Below are 16,835 nucleotides of genomic sequence, written 5' to 3' on the forward strand. Positions count from 1 at the left end.
GAATCTCCTAGATATCATCGGCCGAATAAAACTCGGCGTCGTCTGGCTCGTCATTCTCGTCGGGCGCCGGCGGCAGGGATTGCGTCACCACCGGGCTGTTGTCGCGTACGTCGACGATTTCGGCACCGGGGAAGCGTTCCATCACATTGCGCACCAGCGGATGGGCGCGGATGCCGGAGAGCACGGCGGCCTGCCTGGCCTCGGCCTGTTCGCGCAGCGTCGCCTCACCCCGTTCGGCGGAGATCACCACCAGCCAGCGCTTGTTGGTCCAGTCCGACAATTTTCTCGAAAGGTCGTTGACGAACCCCTGGGGCGTGCCCTGTTCGAGGGCGATGTCGAGGCGTCCGTCGGCAAAGGCGACCAGGCGCACGAAGCGCTCGAGCGACAGCTTCAGCGGCAGGTCGCGCTTTTCCTGCGCAAGCGCCACCACCTCGGCAAAGTTCGCGAGCTCGCGGGTAGGCAGGGCTGCCGTATCCGCCTGGGGGACACGCATCGGCTGAGGCTGAGCTTGCATCGGCGGCTGCGCGACGCTGGTGATCAGCTGGGCGCGCGGCGCCGGCGGCGCAGGAGCAGATGGCGAAGGGGCGGGCGAACGGGCTGGCAGGCTGCCGCCATTGTCCGTCAACTGGCGGATGAGATCCTCGGGCGAGGGCAGGTCGGCGGCATAGCACAGACGTGCCAGCACCATGTCGGCGGCGGCCAGCGGCTTGGCGGCCGTCTGCGTCTCCGGGATGCCCTTGAGCAGCATCTGCCACTGGCGCGTCAGCACCTTCATCGAAAGCTTGCCCGCGAGCTCCGTGCCGCGCACTTTCTCGACCTCGGTGGCCGAGGGATCGTTGGCGGCGGCCGGCGAGATCTTCACGCGCGTGACGAAATGGGTGAATTCGGCAAGTTCCGACAGCACCACGGCCGGGTCGGCGCCCTGGTCGTATTGGGCGCGCAATTCGTCGAGCGCCGAGGCGGCATCGCCCCGCATTACCGCCTCGAACAGGTCGATCACCCGCGAGCGGTCGGCAAGGCCCAGCATGGCCCGCACGTTCTCGGCGTCGATGGTGCCGCCAGAATGGGCGATGGCCTGGTCGAGCAAGGAGAGCGAATCGCGCACCGAGCCTTCGGCCGCGCGGGCGATCATCGCCAGCGCCTCGGCGTCGATCGTCACATTCTCCTTCTCGCAGATCGAGCCGAGATGGCGCGTCAGCAGGCCGGCATCGACGCGGCGCAGGTCGAAACGCTGGCAGCGCGAGAGGATGGTGATCGGCACCTTGCGGATTTCGGTGGTGGCGAAGATGAATTTTACATGCGGCGGCGGCTCTTCCAGGGTCTTCAGGAGCGCGTTGAAGGCCTGGGTTGTCACCATTTGGACCTCGTCCATGATGAGGACCTTGAAGCGCGCCGAAACCGGGGCATAGCGCACGCCGTCCGTGATCTCGCGGATGTTCTCGATGCCGTTATGCGAGGCGGCGTCGAGTTCCATCACGTCCATATGGCGCGAATCGATGATCGCCTGGCAGTGGCGGCCGAGCACCGGCATATGGATGGTGGGCTTGCCGCCGCCCTCCTCCGGCTCGTAATTCAGGCCGCGAGCAAGGATGCGCGCCGTCGTGGTCTTGCCGACGCCACGCACGCCGGTGAGCATATAGGCCTGGTGGATGCGCCCGGTCTCGAAGGCATTCGACAGGGTACGCACCATGGCGTCCTGGCCGATCAGATCATCGAAGGTCTGGGGGCGGTATTTGCGGGCGAGGACGCGATAGGGCTGGGTATCGGGCAGCTTGGTGTTCGCGTCTTCCATCAACCATCCCTCTGAAAGGGCTTCCGCGACGCGGCCGTAAGAAAAGGTAGGAGGCTGGACGAAGACCCGCAGCGGTCTCGTTGGGGCTGCTTCCTTCCGGACCTGACCCGGTTGGCGAGTGTTGCGTCCACCGCCAACCTCCCGACGCGTATATGAGGCATCGTCGCGCGAATGACAAGACGGCAACACCCAATTCATCACAGGCACTGGAAGCAGGGGACTTTCACGGTTTTTCAGCAAAAAAACCTATTCGGCCCAAAAAAACGTCTTGGACTTTGGCGCGTGAGCGACTATCTAGGGATACACAAATCGTTAGGGGCTGGCGTCGATAGTACGAGCTGGCTCTAGTGCGGGAAGCACTTGTCGTCGAACTTCGAGCGAAGCGCTCGTTCGCCCCAACGATAGAAATGCTCATTCCGGTTACAAGAGCCAAGGTGGCGATCTGCCGGTGGTGTGCTGCTGCGTGCGACGCAGGCGGAATTGATGATTTTCCTGACCCGTGCGGTAACAAGAAAGACGCTTCGGCCATGACGGATCACCGCCATGACCTCGCCGCTTCGCGCAAGTTTATATTGGAGAATGAGACCAACCCATGAGGCAGGGACAGCAAAAGCGTATGCGCGGCCGTTCGCGCGGCGGTAAGGGTCCGAACCCGCTCAGCCGCAGCTACGAATCCAACGGCCCCGACGTCAAGGTACGCGGCACAGCCGCCCATATCGCCGAGAAATATGTCCAGCTGGCGCGCGACGCCCAGTCTTCAGGCGACCCGATTCTGGCCGAATCCTATCTTCAGCACGCCGAGCATTATTTCCGCATCATCGCCGCCGCGCAGCCGCAATTTGGCAGTGAGCAGGGCTTCAGCCAGGGCGCCGAGGACGAGGAAGAGGGCGATGATTCCGATTTCGAGGGGCCGATCCCCTCGATGCCGCAGGGCTTCGGTTCGCCCGCGAATCAGTTCGGCAACGGCAACGGCTTCGAAGAGCAGCCGCGTCTGGTGCAGCCGGCGCGCGAGCGCAATTTTGGCGACCGTGACCGTGAGCGCGGCTTCAACGATCGCGCCGAGGGCGGCCAGCCCTATCGCGAGCGCGAGCCCCGTTTCCGCGACCGTAACGACCGCTTCAGCGGCGAGCGTCCCCCACGCGATGACCGCCAGCCGCGCGACGACCGTCAACCGCGTGATGACAGGCCCTATCGCGAGGAGCGCCAGCCGCGCGAGCGCACCTATGGTGAGCGGGCCGAGCGCAGTTTCGACGCTCCCGTCAACGGCTTCGCGCCGGAAGGCGAAGGCGCCGGGGAGCAGCGCAGTTTCAATCCGCGCCACGGCCGCCGAGATCGTCGTTATGGCGACCGTCCCGAGCGGCCCTTCCGCGATCGCAATGGCGAAGCTGCGCCTTACGGTGACCGCCAGCAGGGTGAGCGTGGGCCCTATCAGGAGCGTTCCTTCCAGCCAGCTTCGGTTGTGCCGGTCGACCAGCCCCAGCCGGACGTGAGCGAGGACAATTCGCTCTCGACGCTGCCCTCCTTCATCACGGGCACGCCAGCGGTGGCGCCGGCCCCAGCTCCGGCCCCCACGCCGGCTGTGGCTCCCGCCCCTGCCGTGGCAGTAGAAGCGGCCCCCGAGCCTGTAGAGGGTGAGGGCGAAGCGCGCTTTCCTCTGCGTACACGCCGCCGTCGCACCACCAAGCGCACGGCCGAGGCAAGTGAAACGCCCGAGCCGAGCGCGGAGCCGGCCGGCGAATAATCGCCCGTCAGCACGCAATGCCATGATCAAACCGGCGGTCGCTTCCTGACCGCCGTTTTTTTATTGTATCGAAGTATCGATATGCTGGAACTCGGCGGCCACTTGCGGGTTTGGTGGCTTATGACTTGCGCAAGCGCTGCAAATCATGGTCCATAACGGTCCGAGCGGTGCCAGACAGCACCAGAGGGTCGATATCGGGATGGGGTGATGCTGGCTCGTTTGCAAAGACTGATACGCGGATTCACGCCGGGCGGTCCGGCCAAGCCCCGCTATGTCTTCGACGAGACTGACCACCGCGTTGCCGCCGCTGGCCTCCTCGTCTACGCCATGAATGTCGACGGCGTACAGAGCCCGGCCGAGAAGAAGCGCGTCGAGAGCCTCATCCAGGAGCGCTTCTCGCTCGATGCCGACGAGACGCGGGCGCTGCTCGCCGCCGCCGATAAGCGCAATCGCGACGCCCTCGATTTCAACGATTTCACCGGTATCGTGAAGCGCGCCTATAATCTGGAGGGGCGCGAGCGCATCATCGAGATGATGTGGGAGACGGTGTTCGCCGACAAGGCCCTGCACGAATTCGAGGACAATCTCGTCTGGCGCGTGGCCGAGGAACTCGGCGTGCCGGCGCAGACGCGCAACGCCATCCGCAACAGGGTCGCCGAGCACAATGGCGTCACCCTGCCGGAGGCCGGCGAGTGAGCCGTCCGGTGGCGCTGGTCACCGGGGCATCCAGCGGCATCGGTGAGGAACTGGCGCGCGCCCTGGCCGAGCAGGGCGAGGATCTTTTTCTAATCGCCCGCACCGAAAGCGAGCTCGTCCGTGTGCAGGGTGAGATCGCCACCGCCACCGGCCGCTTCGTCGCCATCCTGCCGCTCGACCTCGAACGTGCCGATGCCGCCGAGATGGTCCGGCAGGCCTCGCACGCGCAGGACCTCAGCGTGCGCCATCTCGTCAACAATGCCGGCTTCGGTCTCGCCGGCGACATGGCGGACCTGCCCGCCGGCGGACAGGTCGGCATGCTTGATCTCAACTGCCGCGCCCTCCTGGCGCTGACCCTGGCTTTCCTGCCCGAGATCCGCGAGAACAATGGCGGGGTGCTGAATGTTGCCTCTGTTGCCGGCTTCACGCCCGGGCCGGGCCTTGCCGTTTACTATGCCAGCAAGGCCTTCGTGGTCTCGCTCACCCGCGCCCTGGCCTTCGAGGAGAGGGAGAGCGGCATCCGGGTCTGCGCCCTCTGTCCCGGTCCGGTGCCGACGAAGTTCGGCACGCGGGCGGGCTTTCGCCGCTCCGCCGTGACCAGCCTGACAAGACCTTTGTCGGCAAAGGATGTCGCCCATATCGGACTTGCCGGCTATTTCGGCCGCCGCACAATCGTGGTGCCCGGCCTCATTCCCAAGCTGATGGTCGCTGTGTTGTCGGTGCTGCCCGCTCGCATCGTCCTGCCCGTGCTGGCGCGAGCCCAGCGCCAGCGCAGAAAGGGATGAGACGATATCGCCGGCATCGTCGTCAGCCCGCCACAGCCGACTGCCAAAAGCCTTCCTTGACTTCCCTGCCGTGAGACGCCAGTTTCCGGCTCCTTTCGTCGTCAGCCGGACAACCATGCGCAGCTATCTCGATTTCGAAAAACCCGTGGCCGAATTGGAGGCCAAAGTCGAGGAATTGCGGGCGATGGGAGAGGCCGGCGATGCCGTGGCGATCGGGGATGAGATCCAGCGTCTCGAGGTCAAGGCCAACCAGGCGCTGCGTGATCTCTACGCCCAGCTCACGCCCTGGCAGAAGGCGCAGGTCGCCCGCCATCCCGAGCGCCCGCATGCCACCGACTATATCAAGGCCCTGATCGAGGATTTCTCGCCGCTCGCCGGTGACCGCAAATATGCCGAGGACGAGGCTATCATCGGCGGCTTCGGGCGCTTTCGGGGCGAGGCGGTCTGCGTGCTCGGCCATGAGAAGGGTTCGGACACCGAAAGCCGCATCCGCCACAATTTCGGCATGGCCCGGCCCGAGGGCTACCGCAAGGCCGTGCGCCTGATGGAACTGGCCGACCGTTTCGACCTGCCGGTCCTGTCCTTCGTCGACACGGCTGGCGCCTATCCCGGCATCGACGCCGAGGAGCGCGGCCAGGCCGAGGCGATCGCCCGTTCCACCGATGCCTGCCTGGCGCTTGGCACACCGAATGTGGCCGTCATCATCGGCGAGGGCGGTTCGGGCGGCGCCATTGCCGTGGCCGCCACCAACCGCGTGCTGATGCTCGAACATTCGATCTATTCGGTGATCTCGCCGGAAGGCGCGGCCTCGATCCTCTGGCGCGATCCCGCCAAGTCGCAGGACGCGGCCAACAACATGAAGATCACCGCGCAGGACCTGCTCAAGTTCGGCGTGATCGACGCCATCATCCCCGAGCCGACCGGCGGCGCCCACCGCGGAGCGGAGAAGGCGATCGAGACGACGGGCGATTTCATCCAGAACGCGCTGCGCGATCTGTCGAACCAGCCCCGCGAGGTGATCATCCGCGCCCGCCAGGACAAGTTCCTGATGATCGGCCGGAGTTTGTAAGGCTGGGAGCGCGGACATCCTGTCCGCTCATGGAAACGAGTCGCTTGTTTGTAAACTGCGACGTCGCGGGCATGCCGTTCCCGCCACATCGACTGAAGATCGATGTGGCTGAGAAGACCGGCACCGTTTCATTCAAGGCCCGCCTCTCTCATCGAGGCATCTCTCCGCACGCGTTCCGACATGTGGTGGCCTGGCAGACTGCTTAACGTTTCCCTCGAACTCGGCCTTGAAGTCGAAGGGCGCGCCGACGAGGACCCGCGCGCGGTCCAACGGGTCGACGCTGGCGGGCTGAGAGGGGTTGACCGGCAGGGGAGCGACGGCAAGGGCTTCAGGAAGCATGCGCATTCTGGTCTTTCCGCTGACACAAGATAAGGCTGTGTCAGCGAGGAAGAACCATCGCGGGTGACGAATCCATGACATGCCTGCTGTCTCTGTCGGCAGTGCCGTGCTATATCGCAGACAAACGTGATTGTTCCAGACAAGACTTGTTTCAACTGACAATCTTTGCTGACTTTAGCGGCCGTTTGTATGCTTTATGACATGGCGTCAACGCTGCAAACGCAGGTTGCAGCAACAACTGTACCGTTGTCTATTTACCTTCCGGGGGATGGAGGCTATGGTGTCGGGGCAAGATCCTGGCCGTGGCAGGTTTATCCTTTCCGGTCATCTGGTCCGGGAGATGAAACATCGGTGGCCGCTCTTCCTCTTTCGCGGTGCGCCGGAATCAGTCATTGTTGTGTTAAGACTCTGTTCATGATGTCGCGTAACCATGATGGGCGCGTGACTTGCGGCGCCTGCCCATTGACGGTAAATGTCCTCTGTCTGACGTACTGACTTTTCACGGGTTCGCTGGTTCATGTCCGCTCACTTCACGTTGATGCGCAAGATTGCCATGGCTGTGCCGGTTATGTTGCTGGCCGCGGCTTGTTCCAATCAGAACGGGGCCAGCATTCGCTCCCTCAGCCCCGTACCCGCGTCGCTCTTGGCCGAGATGCAGGCCAAGGACATGGCGCGCACTGCGCCGATCCTCGTGCGCGTGTACAAGAAGGAATCCGAACTCGAGCTCTGGAAGCAGACCTCGAGTGGCAAATATGCCCTGCTCAAGACCTATCCGATCTGCCGCTGGTCCGGCCAGCTCGGCCCCAAGAAGGTCGAAGGTGACCGCCAGGTGCCGGAAGGCTTCTACAATGTCGGCATGAGCCAGCTCAATCCGAACTCGAAATATTACCTGTCCTTCGACGTCGGCTATCCCAACAATTTCGACCGCCAGCTCGGCCGCGCCGGCGGTGACATCATGGTGCATGGCTCCTGCTCTTCGCGCGGCTGCTTCGCCATGACCGACAAGCAGATGGCCGAGATCTACGCCGTGGCCCGCGAGGCGCTGCAGGCTGGCGAGGGTTCGTTCCAGCTGCAGTCCTACCCCTTCCACATGACGGCCGAGAACATGGCCAAGAATCGCAGGAATCCGAATCTCGGCTTCTGGCAGAATCTCAAGGAGGGCTCCGACAATTTCGAAGTGACCAAGCAGGCGGTGAAGACCGATGTCTGCAAGGGCCGCTATGTCTTCAATGGTGACGGCGGCGCGGGCTGCGGCATTTCGCCAGCCAATCCGAGCGTGGCGGCGGCCGTCTACGACAAGAAGCGCAACGACGAGGCCAAGATCGCCTCGCTGATCTCTTCGGGCACCAAGGCGTACAACTACATCTATCAGGATGGCGGCTCCAACCCGATCTTCGTCGCCCGCGCCGTCGATCAGTCGGCCGTACCGGGCAAGGATCGTCCCTTTACCTATTCCACGGTCGACGTGACGGAAGTGGCTCTCAACGACAATGGTGCGCCGGCCACCGCCGCCGATGCCCAGGCCGCCCGCCAGGTGACCTATTCGGCCGCCGAGGAACTGCTGCAGTCCGAAGCCGCGGTAGCCCGCCGTCCGCTCAGGGGGCCTGCCGATCCCAAGGCCGTGGTGGCCCGCCAGCAGTCCGTCTACGCTGGCCTGATGGGCGGCAAATTGCCGGCCGATGCGCTGCCCGCTGCCCAGCCTGCCGCGGTGGCGACGGTTGATGTGCCCGGCAGACCCTCCCTCGTGGCGGCGGCTCCGGCCCCGGCCGAGGTCACCGCGCCTGGCCCGAAGGTGGCTGCTGCGGCTCCCGCCGGTGGTGACCAGCCCTTCTATGCCAGCTGGCTCGGTTTTGCCAGCGAGCCGGCCAAGCCCGCCCAGCCAGTCTTGACGGCGCAGGCCGATCCGGTGCAGACCGGAACGGTGCCCGAGACCAAGACGAAGAACGGCAAGAAGCTGGTTCGCCAGACGGTGACGCCAGGCAAGCCGGTGGTCGCGTCGGTCGCCCCACCTGCCGATCAGGTTGCGGCCCTGCCGTCGTCTGCTGCCAATCCGCCCGCCGAGCAGCCCTTCTACAAGCGCTGGCTGAATTGGGGCGGGGACAGTACGGCAACGCCGGCCAATTGAGATCGCAGGCCATCTTCGCTAGACTGACATTGGAACCCTTTCCCGCCATGGGAGAGGGTTTCCTCCTTTTCGGGAAGCGTTGTGTGCCATGTCGCTTGATGTCGTCGATCTGCGCGACTTCTACACCTCCAATCTCGGCATCGTCGCCGGGCGTCTGATCGCGACCAAGATCCGGGCGCGCTGGGGCGATCTCACCGGTCAGCGCGTGGCCGGCATCGGCTTTGCCGCACCCTATCTCACCATGTTCCGCGACGAGGCCGAGCGCGTGGTCTCCTTCAATCCGGCAACCCAGGGTGTGCTGGAGTGGCCGGACACCGGCCCCCTGGCGGCAGCGCTGGTGGAGGAGACGGAACTGCCGCTCGCCGACGGCTCGCTCGACCGCGTGCTCGCCATCCACCTCCTGGAGGAAGCCGACTCCGCCCTCGACACGCTGCGCGAGATTTGGCGCGTGCTGGCGCCGGGCGGCACCGTCATGCTGGTGGCGCCCAATCGGCGCGGGGTGTGGGCGCGCTCGGACGCCACGCCCTTCGGCAATGGCCGGCCCTTCTCGCGGCCGCAGCTCACGCGCCTGTTGCGCGACGCCCTGTTCTCGCCGGTGAACTGGACGGAGGCGCTCTATCTGCCGCCGCTCTTCCATGGCTGGGCCCTGCGCTCGGCCCCGACCTATGAGCGCCTCGCCGCCCGGCTCGCCTCGCCCTTTGCCGGCGTGCATATCGTGGAAGCCTCCAAGCAGGTCTTCCGCCCGATCACCGTGCGCGCCAAGCGCGCGACGGCGCCGAAGTTCCAGCCGGTGCTGATCCCGAGCGCGGGAAGGGTAAGCTGGGAGCGTGATCGCTGGGAGCGCGGACATCCCTACGACACTCACTTGAGTGTCGTAGGGATGTCCGCGCTCCCAGGCTACCGCCGCCTCAGCAAGAACACCGCCTGCTCGCCGAACAGGTTCCAGAACCACCAGGGCGCCTGCACCTGTACCGGCTGGCCCGAGACCGTCAGTGCTTCCGCCCGCTCGATCACCCCATGGATGCTGCGAGCCATCTCGACGAAATCGCGGATCGAGCAGAAATGGATGTTGGGCGTGTCGTACCAGCTATAGGGCAGGTTCTCGGTCACCGGCATGCGGCCGCGCAACAGGATCTGGCCGCGGATGCGCCAATGGCCGAAATTGGGGAAGGAGACGATGGCGCGCCGGCCGATGCGCAGCATGTCTTCCACCACCTGCCGCGGATTGCGCGTGGCCTGCAGAGTCTGGGACAGGATGACATAGTCGAAGCTGTCGTCGGCATAATTGCCGAGATCGGAATCGGCATCGCCCTGGATCACGGCAAGGCCGCGCCCGACGGCGGCGTTGACGCCGAGCTGGCTGATCTCGATGCCGCGCCCGTCGACATTGCGCGTGGCTTCCAAGAGCGAGAGCAGCTCGCCGTCGCCGCAGCCGACATCGAGGACCCGCGCGCCGGGGGTGACCATGTCGCGGATCTTGAGGAGGTCGAGGCGCGTGCCGAGGCCCGAGCCGTTGCTGCGCTGGGCGGCCATGGTGCGGGTGTCGCGCTGGCGGAACTTCGTCATGCGATCCCCCTGTCGCGCGCGGCGGCGCCCACGAACCCGCGCACCATGCCGAAGAGCTCGGGGATATCGAGCAGGAAGGCGTCATGGCCCTTGTCCGTCTCGATCTCCACGAAGGAGACGCGGGCGCCGGCGGCGTTCAGCGCATGCATGATCTGGCGCGAGGCGCTGGTGGGGAACAGCCAGTCCGAGGTGAAGGAGGCGACGCAGAAGCGCGTCCGCGTGCCCTTGAAGGCGGTGGCGAGCGAGCCTCCATGGTCGCTGGCGAGGTCGAAATAATCCATCGCCCGCGTGACATAGAGGTAGGAATTGGCGTCGAAGCGGTCGACGAAGCTGAGGCCCTGGTAGCGCAGGTAGCTCTCGATCTGGAAATCGGCGTCGAAGGTGAAGGTGCGCTCCGCCCGGTCCTGCAGGTTGCGGCCGAACTTGCGCTGCAGGGCACCTTCCGAGAGATAGGTGATGTGGGCCGCCATGCGCGCCACCGCCAGGCCCTTGCCGGGCCGCGTGCCGGCCTCGATATAGCGCCCGCCCTGCCAGTCGGGGTCGGCCATGATGGCCTGGCGGCCGACCTCGTGGAAGGCGATGTTCTGGGCCGAATGGCGCGGGGCGCTGGCGATGCAGAGCGCCGCGACGACGCGCTCCGGATAGGACGCCGCCCATTGCAGCACCAGCATGCCGCCCATCGAGCCGCCGAGGACGCAGAACAGGCTCGGGATTTCCAGGTGGTCGAGCAGCATGGCCTGCGCCCGCACCATGTCGGCGATGGTCACCACCGGGAAATCGAGGCCATAGGGCTGGCCGGTGACCGGATTGGTCGAAGCCGGCCCGGAGGAGCCCATGCAACTGCCGATGACATTGGGGCAGATAACGAAGAAACGTTCGGTATCGATCGGCTTGCCCGGCCCGACCATGGTCTCCCACCAGCCGGCCCGGCCGGTGACGGGGTGGACATTGGCGACATGCTGGTCGCCGGTGAGCGCGTGGCAGACCATCACGGCGTTGGATTTGTCGGCATTGAGCCTGCCGGCGGTGGTGTAGGCGATGCGAAGGGGCGCGAAATCGATGCCGCTGTCGAGGCGCAGCGGCTTGTTCATGCCAAAATCGACAATGAAGCTGTCATCAGGCTCATCAGCCTGCTTGCGGGCCATTTCCGGAAAACTGGCGCGCAGTTGCTCACCTTCGGACATGGGGCTGTGCCGTTCCTTCCCGGTAGCGTTCGGTTTGTCGAACATTTTGTTCGACGTATCCTAATAACATGGGTTGGCGGAAGCGCAATGGCTGGGACCGCCGGCTTTCCAGCCGGCTCTTCCCGTCCGGCAGACGCCGCGGTTCGAGGAGCCGGCTGGAAAGCCGGCGGTCCCAGGGATCGCGCTCCCAGCGTTGTGCGTTTCGACACCTCAAGATTGCAATCGCTCGCCCCCGGCCTTGCATGCGCCGCCGCGAGGGGTAGACAGGAGCGGAATGCCGCAGTCCCTGGGGAACCCGCCATGTCCGACTTCGCCGTCACCTCCACCACCGTCATCATCGCCGCTGCCGTCGTCCTGCTGTTCTTCCTGATGAAGATGGTGAAGACGGTGCCGCAGGGCTACAACTACACGGTCGAGCGCTTCCGGCGCTACGCCTACACGATCCAGCCCGGCCTCAACATCGTGCCGCCGATCTTCCACCGCATCGGCGTGAAGATGAACATGATGGAGCAGGTGGTGGATGTGCCGACGCAGGAGATCATCACCAAGGACAACGCCACCGTCGCGGTCGACGGCGTCGCCTTCTTCCAGGTGATCGACGCGGCGCGGGCCGCCTATGAGGTCGCCAATCTCAACAGCGCCATCATGAACCTCCTGATGACCAATATCCGCACGGTGATGGGCTCGATGGACCTCGACCAGCTCCTGTCCCACCGCGATGAGATCAACAACCGTCTGCTCAATGTGGTCGATGCCGCCGCCATCAGCTGGGGCATCAAGATCACCCGCGTCGAGATCAAGGACATCGTGCCGCCGGCCGACCTGATCGCCTCGATGGGCCGCCAGATGAAGGCCGAGCGCGAGAAGCGTGCCGTCATCCTGGAAGCCGAGGGCCAGCGCCAGTCCGAGATCCTCAAGGCCGAGGGCCAGAAGCAGGCGCAGGTGCTGGAGGCCGAGGGCCGCAAGGAGGCGGCTTTCCGCGACGCCGAGGCCCGCGAGCGCTCCGCACAGGCCGAAGCAGCCGCGACACTGGTCGTCTCAGAGGCGTTGTCGCGGGGCAATGTCGCCGCGCTCAACTACTTCATCGCCGACAAATATGTGAAGGCGATGCAGGCGATGGCGAGTGCCCCCAACCAGAAGGTGCTGGTGCTGCCGATGGAAGCGACGGCGCTGATCGGCTCGCTCGCCGGCATCGGCGAGATCGCCAAGGCAACCTTCGGCGACGCAGCCGTGCAGGCCCGGCGTGGTGGTTCGGGCGTGCCGAATGTCGGGCGGGACTAGGCTGGGAGCGCGGACATCCTGTCCGCATCTTGAACTGCAGCGCTTGTTAGTCAGGAAGAGCGGACAGGATGTCCGCGCTCCCAGGGAGAGTCCATGAACGAAATCACTTCCATCACGGTCTGGGGCTGGTTCGTCCTGGCTGCGGTGCTGATCGGGCTGGAAATGCTGCTGCCCGGCGCCTTCATGATCTGGCTGGGCCTTGCGGCGGCGGCGACCGGCCTCGTGAACCTGTTCCTGCCGATGGACTGGCCCCTCGCCCTGCTGCTCTTCGCCATCCTCGGCGTGATCTTCGCCTTTGTCGGCCGCCGCATCTCCGCCGGAGTCGATGCCGGCGACAAGGAACAGCCCTTCCTCAACCGCCGCGCCGACGCCCTGATCGGCCAGAGCTTCACCTTGTCCGAGCCGATCGTGAACGGGGAGGGGCGCATCCGCATCGGCGACACGGTCTGGCATCTGCGGGGACCGGATGCGGATGCTGGCACGCGCATCAAGGTAGTGCGCGTCGTAGGCGGCAGGCTGGTGGTGGAGTAGCCCTGGGAGCGCCGGCTTTCCAGCCGGCTCTTTGGCCCGAGGCGCCGGCTTCATCGGCATGCCGGTCTTCAGACCGGCATGCCCTCGCCTGCGGCGGCACGTCTCGCGCTTTTTTTCGGCAAGTACGCCGGTTCAAGAGCCGGCTGGAAAGCCGGCGGTCCCAGCGCTTCACATCCCGACCAGTTTCCTCACATCCGCCGGCGTCATCCCCTCGGCCCTCAGCGCCCGCAGGCTCTTCGAGGCCAGGCTCTTGGAGAGCTTCGCGCCCTCTTCGCCAAGGATCAGGGCGTGATGGTGGTAGAGGGGCTGCGGCAGGCCGAGAAGCTGCTGCAGCAGGCGATGGATGGCGGTAGCCTGGAACGTGTCCCGGCCGCGCGCGACATGGCTGACGCCCTGCAGCGCGTCGTCGTGAACGACGGCCAGATGATAGCTCGCGGGAAATTCCTTGCGTCCGAGGATGACATCGCCCCAACGCGCCGGCTCGGCCGGAAGGACCTCGATGCAGGTGAGATCGGGTTGCAGCTCCTGCCAGCTCAAGGGCGGTGAGAGGGCAAGCGCCTTGCCCATGTCGAGCCGCAGGCTGAACGGCTCGTCCTCCGCGTGAACGGCCGGATTGTCGATGGCCTGAAGCGCTTCGCGCGGATAGAGCGGCGCACCATCGGGATCGCGCGGCCAGTCCTGGCCGCTCGCCGCCGCGATGTCCTTGCGCGAGGCATAAGAGCGGTAGAGCAGGCCGAGCGCCTGCAGCCGATCCAGGGCCTTCGCGTAATCGTCGAAATGCTCCGACTGGCGGCGCACCGGCTCCTCCCATTCGAGGCCGAGCCAGGCCAAGTCCTCGCGCAGCGCCGTCTCATAATCGGGGCGGCAGCGGGTGATGTCGATGTCCTCGATACGCAGCAGCAGGCGGCCGCCGAGTTCGCGCGCGAACCGTTTGTTCAGCAGGGCCGAATAGGCATGGCCGAGATGGAGATAGCCATTGGGGCTCGGCGCGAAGCGCAGGACAGGTGGTAGCGTTTGATTTGTCACTCGCGCGATGTAACACAGGTGCATGACCATCATCATCCGTTCGCGCCCCGAAATCGAGACGGGCATCGCTGCTTTGCGCGCCCTCGACTCCCGATTGGCGGCCATCCACGATCTCGTCGGCGAGCCACCCTTGCGCCTCTATCCGGCCGGACTGGAGGGGCTTGCCTGGATCATCGTCTCCCAGCAGGTCTCTGTGGCGAGCGCACGGGCAATCTGGGCCCGCACCAAGGCGGTGTTCGACCCCTTGACTCCCGAGCGCCTGATTGCCGCGCCGGACGAGGATTTTCGCGCCGGCGGCCTTTCCATGCCGAAGATCCGCACATTGCGCGCCGTGGCGCGGGCGCTTGCCGAGGGTTTCGACCTCGACGGCCTTGCCGAACTCGACGCCGACAAGGCCCATGCCGAGCTCGTCAAGCTCAAGGGCATCGGCCCCTGGACGGCCGATGTCTATCTGATGTTCTGCCTCGGCCATGCCGACGCCTTCGCTGCCGGCGATCTCGCCTTGCAGGAGGCGGCCAAGATGCTGCTCGTTCTGGAGGAGCGCCCCAACGCCCTCGAACTCGCTGCCATCGCGCAGGCCTGGCGGCCCTGGCGGGCGGTTGCCGCGCGCCTGCTCTTTGCCTATTACGCCAACAGGAAGAATCGGCCGGGTGCGCCTGTTCAGGATGGAGCCGAGAATGACGCCGCTTGATGGACCACGTCTGCCCGCCAAATCCGGCAAGACCCGCCAGCTGGTGGTGTTCCTGCATGGCTATGGCGCCGACGGCAACGATCTGATCGATCTCGGCCAGGCCTGGCGGGATCTCTTGCCGGACACCGCCTTCGTCTCGCCGCATGCGCCCGAGCCTTGCGCGGGAGCGCCCTATGGCCGCCAGTGGTTCCCGCTGACCTTCCGCGTCCACAACGAGCGCTGGGACGGCGCGCGGCAGGCAAGCCCCATCCTCGATGCCTTCCTCGATGCGGAACTCAAGCGCGAGGGGCTCGACGACCATGCGCTGGCGCTGGCCGGCTTCAGCCAGGGCAGCATGATGGCGCTGCATACCGGCCTGCGCCGCCGCAAGGCGATGGGCGCCATCGTCGGCTATTCCGGCATTCTCATCGGCCCGGATGACCAGCCCCTCAGCGTGCTCGCGCCCGAGATCACCGCCCGCCCGCCGGTGCTGCTGGTGCATGGCGACCAGGATCAGGTCGTGCCGCCCATGGCGTTGCCCTATTCGTTGGAGGGGCTGAACGCCCTCGATGTCCCCGTGGAGGCCCATATGCGTCCGGGCCTCGGCCATGGCATCGACAATGCCGGCCTGCGTCTCGGCGGCGACTTTCTGGCGCGGGCCTTTGCCCGCACGTGATGATTGCCTGCGGCTTTGAATTGAGGTCATACTCCCGCAGTCCCGGCTAGAGTGAGGGTTCGATGATCGGCCGAAGCAGCTCACCGCCGCGCTTCAACCGCCGCGCCTTCCTGCGCGCCTCGGCCGCCCTCGGGCTCGGGGCCGTCGCCTCTCCCGCGATCGTCGGCGAGGCGCTCTCTTCCTCCGGCGAACTCAATTATATGGGCTGGTCCGGCTACGATTTTTCGGCGCTTTTCGCTAAATTCACCGACAAGACCGGCATCAAGATCAATTTCATCGACCAGCCCGATCAGGATTCCATGCTGGCGCAGGCGCGCCTTGCCGCGCAGACCTCGGCCGCCGACATCGCCGAGCCGAGCATCGACCGCCTGCCGGGCTGGGTCGATGCCGATCTCGTGCAGGCCTGGAACGATGCCAATGTCAGCCTCGACTCCTACGACAAGGCCTTCCTCACCGCCTCCGGCATGGTCAAGGGGCGCCGTTTTTTCCTGCCCATCGTCTGGGGCACGGAGGCGCTGACCTATTCGGTCAAGGAGGCGCCCCTCGTCTATGGCACGGCGTCGCTGGCCGATCTGTTCGATCCTCGCTATGCCGGCAAGGTCACATTGCGCGCCCATTCGGCCCTCGCCGCCATGGGCCGGGTGCTGGAGGCGCAGGGCAAGCTGCCCAAGCCCTGGCTCGACAGCTACAAGGACGAGGCCAGCATGCGCCAGCTCTGGGACCTTGCGCTGGCCGAGGCGATCAAGCACAAGGCCAATGTGGTGCAGTTCTGGAGCAGCGAGAACGATGCGCAATCGGCCTTCCGAACCAATGGCTGCACGCTGGGCCTGACCTGGGATTCGACCGGCCTCAACCTCGGCCCCGACGGCTTCGGCTTCATCGCTCCGAAGGAAGGCGCCTTCGGCTGGCTGCAGGGCTATGTGCTGTTGAAGGCGGGGAAGAACGTCGAGCAGGCGCATGAATGGGCCCGCTTCATCGCCACGCCCGAGGGCTCGGCCGCCTATGCCACCGCCTTCTCCGCCAACCCGACCGCGAGTGGTGCCATCGATCTCGTCGACCAGAAGGTGCGCGACTTCTATCACAAGGCCTATCCGCAGGACGCGGAGTCCAGGATCTGGTGGTGGCCGGCGCAGCCCGCCTGGTTCGTGGCCCTGCGCAGCGAATATGCCGACAAATGGCGGGCGGCGTGACCTGGGAGCGCTTTTTGCCTTGCTTTCCGAGGTTGGTGCTGCCCCTCACCTCTATCCTCTCCCCGCAAGCGGGGCGAGGGGACTTCGGGGGCGCATCTTGTTTAGCGAAGGGCACATCTCGCACAACGGTTGGGCGGGATGAAACGTTTGTGAATGGAGCGAGC

The 16,835-nt window shown here is 65.5% G+C and carries 15 protein-coding genes, 1 other RNA gene and 1 pseudogene; 11 read left to right on the forward strand and 6 right to left on the reverse strand.

Annotation, left to right across the window (positions count from 1 at the left end):
* Window positions 1–7 precede the first annotated feature (7 nt).
* Together QQL24_RS03395 and ffs are read right to left on the reverse strand one after the other, a co-directional pair.
* Complete coding sequence (locus QQL24_RS03395) at window positions 8–1,792, reverse strand: DNA polymerase III subunit gamma/tau (RefSeq protein ID WP_284310467.1); 1,785 nt, start codon at window positions 1,790–1,792, stop codon at window positions 8–10.
* Between the two features lie 45 nt (window positions 1,793–1,837).
* Window positions 1,838–1,935: signal recognition particle sRNA small type (gene ffs, locus QQL24_RS03400), an RNA gene on the reverse strand.
* Window positions 1,936–2,384: 449 nt separating this feature from the next.
* Between ffs and QQL24_RS03405 the strand changes: the two genes are divergently transcribed.
* The 4 genes from QQL24_RS03405 (at window position 2,385) to QQL24_RS03420 (ending at window position 6,083) form a co-directional block, all read left to right on the forward strand.
* A complete protein-coding gene (locus tag QQL24_RS03405; protein WP_284310468.1) occupies window positions 2,385–3,533 on the forward strand; it encodes a DUF4167 domain-containing protein in 1,149 nt (382 codons plus the stop codon).
* A gap of 207 nt (window positions 3,534–3,740) precedes the next feature.
* A complete protein-coding gene (locus tag QQL24_RS03410; protein ID WP_284310469.1) occupies window positions 3,741–4,229 on the forward strand; it encodes a tellurite resistance TerB family protein in 489 nt (162 codons plus the stop codon).
* Window positions 4,226–5,014, forward strand: coding sequence for an SDR family NAD(P)-dependent oxidoreductase (locus QQL24_RS03415; protein ID WP_284310470.1), 789 nt, complete (start codon window positions 4,226–4,228; stop codon window positions 5,012–5,014). The genes QQL24_RS03410 and QQL24_RS03415 overlap by 4 nt, the downstream gene beginning before the upstream one ends.
* A gap of 115 nt (window positions 5,015–5,129) precedes the next feature.
* Window positions 5,130–6,083 (forward strand): acetyl-CoA carboxylase carboxyltransferase subunit alpha, encoded by a 954-nt coding sequence (locus QQL24_RS03420; protein ID WP_284310471.1) that lies wholly within the window; start codon window positions 5,130–5,132, stop codon window positions 6,081–6,083.
* 132 nt (window positions 6,084–6,215) lie between these two features.
* On the opposite strand, the gene QQL24_RS03425 is transcribed toward QQL24_RS03420, so the two are convergent.
* A complete protein-coding gene (locus QQL24_RS03425; protein WP_284310472.1) occupies window positions 6,216–6,428 on the reverse strand; it encodes a hypothetical protein in 213 nt (70 codons plus the stop codon).
* A 547-nt stretch (window positions 6,429–6,975) separates the two neighbouring features.
* Between QQL24_RS03425 and QQL24_RS03430 the strand changes: the two genes are divergently transcribed.
* Both QQL24_RS03430 and QQL24_RS36410 read left to right on the forward strand, forming a co-directional pair.
* Window positions 6,976–8,547 carry a L,D-transpeptidase family protein gene (locus QQL24_RS03430; RefSeq protein WP_284310473.1) on the forward strand — a complete coding sequence of 524 codons (1,572 nt, stop codon included), beginning with the start codon at window positions 6,976–6,978 and terminating at the stop codon, window positions 8,545–8,547.
* Between the two features lie 241 nt (window positions 8,548–8,788).
* A pseudogene (locus QQL24_RS36410) lies at window positions 8,789–9,010 on the forward strand (methyltransferase domain-containing protein); the annotation flags it as partial.
* A 434-nt stretch (window positions 9,011–9,444) separates the two neighbouring features.
* Here QQL24_RS36410 and metW read toward each other — a convergent pair.
* The gene (gene metW, locus QQL24_RS03440) at window positions 9,445–10,080 is read right to left on the reverse strand and encodes a methionine biosynthesis protein MetW (RefSeq protein WP_431310637.1); all 636 of its coding nucleotides are present in this window, start codon (window positions 10,078–10,080) and stop codon (window positions 9,445–9,447) included.
* A gap of 29 nt (window positions 10,081–10,109) precedes the next feature.
* Window positions 10,110–11,297, reverse strand: a complete 1,188-nt coding sequence (gene metX / locus QQL24_RS03445; RefSeq protein ID WP_284310474.1) for a homoserine O-acetyltransferase MetX — start codon at window positions 11,295–11,297, stop codon at window positions 10,110–10,112.
* A gap of 300 nt (window positions 11,298–11,597) precedes the next feature.
* Between metX and QQL24_RS03450 the strand changes: the two genes are divergently transcribed.
* Both QQL24_RS03450 and QQL24_RS03455 read left to right on the forward strand, forming a co-directional pair.
* Complete coding sequence (locus tag QQL24_RS03450; protein ID WP_284310475.1) at window positions 11,598–12,578, forward strand: SPFH domain-containing protein; 981 nt, start codon at window positions 11,598–11,600, stop codon at window positions 12,576–12,578.
* 93 nt (window positions 12,579–12,671) lie between these two features.
* Window positions 12,672–13,109 carry an NfeD family protein gene (locus QQL24_RS03455; RefSeq protein WP_284310476.1) on the forward strand — a complete coding sequence of 146 codons (438 nt, stop codon included), beginning with the start codon at window positions 12,672–12,674 and terminating at the stop codon, window positions 13,107–13,109.
* A gap of 168 nt (window positions 13,110–13,277) precedes the next feature.
* Here QQL24_RS03455 and gluQRS read toward each other — a convergent pair whose 3' ends face one another.
* Window positions 13,278–14,135, reverse strand: a complete 858-nt coding sequence (gluQRS, locus tag QQL24_RS03460) for a tRNA glutamyl-Q(34) synthetase GluQRS (RefSeq protein ID WP_284310477.1) — start codon at window positions 14,133–14,135, stop codon at window positions 13,278–13,280.
* Between the two features lie 22 nt (window positions 14,136–14,157).
* Here gluQRS and QQL24_RS03465 point away from each other — a divergent pair, with 22 nt between their 5' ends.
* The 3 genes from QQL24_RS03465 to QQL24_RS03475 all read left to right on the forward strand — a co-directional run bounded on the left by QQL24_RS03465 (window position 14,158) and on the right by QQL24_RS03475 (window position 16,671).
* On the forward strand, window positions 14,158–14,826 hold the full coding sequence (locus tag QQL24_RS03465; protein WP_284310478.1) for a DNA-3-methyladenine glycosylase family protein: 669 nt from the start codon (window positions 14,158–14,160) through the stop codon (window positions 14,824–14,826).
* The gene (locus QQL24_RS03470; RefSeq protein ID WP_284310479.1) at window positions 14,813–15,481 is read left to right on the forward strand and encodes an alpha/beta hydrolase; all 669 of its coding nucleotides are present in this window, start codon (window positions 14,813–14,815) and stop codon (window positions 15,479–15,481) included. The genes QQL24_RS03465 and QQL24_RS03470 overlap by 14 nt, the downstream gene beginning before the upstream one ends.
* Window positions 15,482–15,543: 62 nt before the next feature.
* Window positions 15,544–16,671 carry an extracellular solute-binding protein gene (locus QQL24_RS03475; protein WP_284310480.1) on the forward strand — a complete coding sequence of 376 codons (1,128 nt, stop codon included), beginning with the start codon at window positions 15,544–15,546 and terminating at the stop codon, window positions 16,669–16,671.
* The last annotated feature ends 164 nt before the right edge of the window (window positions 16,672–16,835 follow it).

Origin of the sequence: Labrys miyagiensis (assembly GCF_030160835.1) — a bacterium.
Taxonomy (GTDB): Bacteria; Pseudomonadota; Alphaproteobacteria; order Rhizobiales; family Labraceae; genus Labrys; species Labrys miyagiensis.

Bases quoted from the DNA above. Each gene is read 5' to 3' on its own strand.
- QQL24_RS03430 (WP_284310473.1), top strand. From the start codon at position 6,976: ATGGCTGTGCCGGTTATGTTGCTGGCCGCGGCTTGTTCCAATCAGAAC.
- metW (WP_431310637.1), bottom strand. From the start codon at position 10,080: ATGGCCGCCCAGCGCAGCAACGGCTCGGGCCTCGGCACGCGCCTCGAC.
- QQL24_RS03425 (WP_284310472.1), bottom strand. From the start codon at position 6,428: ATGCGCATGCTTCCTGAAGCCCTTGCCGTCGCTCCCCTGCCGGTCAAC.
- QQL24_RS03395 (WP_284310467.1), bottom strand. From the start codon at position 1,792: ATGGAAGACGCGAACACCAAGCTGCCCGATACCCAGCCCTATCGCGTC.
- QQL24_RS03455 (WP_284310476.1), top strand. From the start codon at position 12,672: ATGAACGAAATCACTTCCATCACGGTCTGGGGCTGGTTCGTCCTGGCT.
- QQL24_RS03420 (WP_284310471.1), top strand. From the start codon at position 5,130: ATGCGCAGCTATCTCGATTTCGAAAAACCCGTGGCCGAATTGGAGGCC.
- metX (WP_284310474.1), bottom strand. From the start codon at position 11,297: ATGTCCGAAGGTGAGCAACTGCGCGCCAGTTTTCCGGAAATGGCCCGC.
- QQL24_RS03410 (WP_284310469.1), top strand. From the start codon at position 3,741: ATGCTGGCTCGTTTGCAAAGACTGATACGCGGATTCACGCCGGGCGGT.
- QQL24_RS03465 (WP_284310478.1), top strand. From the start codon at position 14,158: ATGACCATCATCATCCGTTCGCGCCCCGAAATCGAGACGGGCATCGCT.
- QQL24_RS03405 (WP_284310468.1), top strand. From the start codon at position 2,385: ATGAGGCAGGGACAGCAAAAGCGTATGCGCGGCCGTTCGCGCGGCGGT.
- QQL24_RS03450 (WP_284310475.1), top strand. From the start codon at position 11,598: ATGTCCGACTTCGCCGTCACCTCCACCACCGTCATCATCGCCGCTGCC.
- QQL24_RS03475 (WP_284310480.1), top strand. From the start codon at position 15,544: ATGATCGGCCGAAGCAGCTCACCGCCGCGCTTCAACCGCCGCGCCTTC.
- QQL24_RS03470 (WP_284310479.1), top strand. From the start codon at position 14,813: ATGACGCCGCTTGATGGACCACGTCTGCCCGCCAAATCCGGCAAGACC.